We start from the raw sequence: 790 nt of genomic DNA on the forward strand, positions 1-790 counted from the left end.
GCGGGGCGCTATGAACGCAATGAAGGCCGCCAGGACAGGCGAGCCGGCAGCTACGAGCGGGCCCTGCACACCAAGGCGGGCGAGGTGAAGCTGAAGGTGCCGAAGTTGCGCCGCCAGACCTTCGAGAGGGCCATCATCGAGCGTTACCGACGGCGGGAGAGCTCGGTCGAAGAGGCCTTGATCGAGATGTATCTGGCCGGTGTCTCGGTGCGGCGCGTTGAGGACATCACCGAGGCGCTGTGGGGCACGCGGGTCAGCCCTGGCACGGTTTCAAACCTGAACAAGAAGATCTACGCGAAGATCGAGGAATGGCGGAACCGGCCGATCGAGGGCGATCACCCCTATCTCTATCTCGACGGGATCGTGATGAAGCGAACCTGGACGGGCGAGGTGCGTAACGTCTCGCTGCTGGTGGCCAGCGCGGTCAATGCCGAGGGCTATCGCGAGATCCTCGGCATCTGCGAAGGCGCCAAGGAGGACAAGTCCGGGCTGGTCGGCGTTTCTGCGCCACCTGGTCGACCGCGGCCTGAGCGGCGTGCAGCTGATATCTCGGATGCTTGCCGCGGCTTGGTAGAAAGCATCGCCGACTATCTGCCCGAGGCGCGCTGGCAGCGCTGCATGGTGCATTTTTACCGCAACGTGTTTAGCCATGTGCCGACGACGAAGGTGCGCGAGATCAGCCATATGCTGAAGGCGATCCACGCCCAGGAAAGCCGGGAAGCGGCGCAGGAGAAGGCCGCCATGATCATCGAGGACCTACGCCGCCAGAAGCTCGGGAAAGCGGCCGATT

The 790-nt window shown here is 63.8% G+C and carries 1 protein-coding gene; it reads left to right on the plus strand.

Annotation, left to right across the window (positions count from 1 at the left end; all coding sequences use genetic code 11):
- Nucleotides 1-790 (plus strand): IS256 family transposase (locus tag DUT91_RS25080; RefSeq protein WP_114443058.1); only part of this gene is annotated, 790 nt, incomplete at both ends.

Origin of the sequence: Paramesorhizobium salinisoli (assembly GCF_003335045.1) — a bacterium.
In the GTDB taxonomy this organism is placed as follows: domain Bacteria; phylum Pseudomonadota; class Alphaproteobacteria; order Rhizobiales; family Rhizobiaceae; genus Paramesorhizobium; species Paramesorhizobium salinisoli.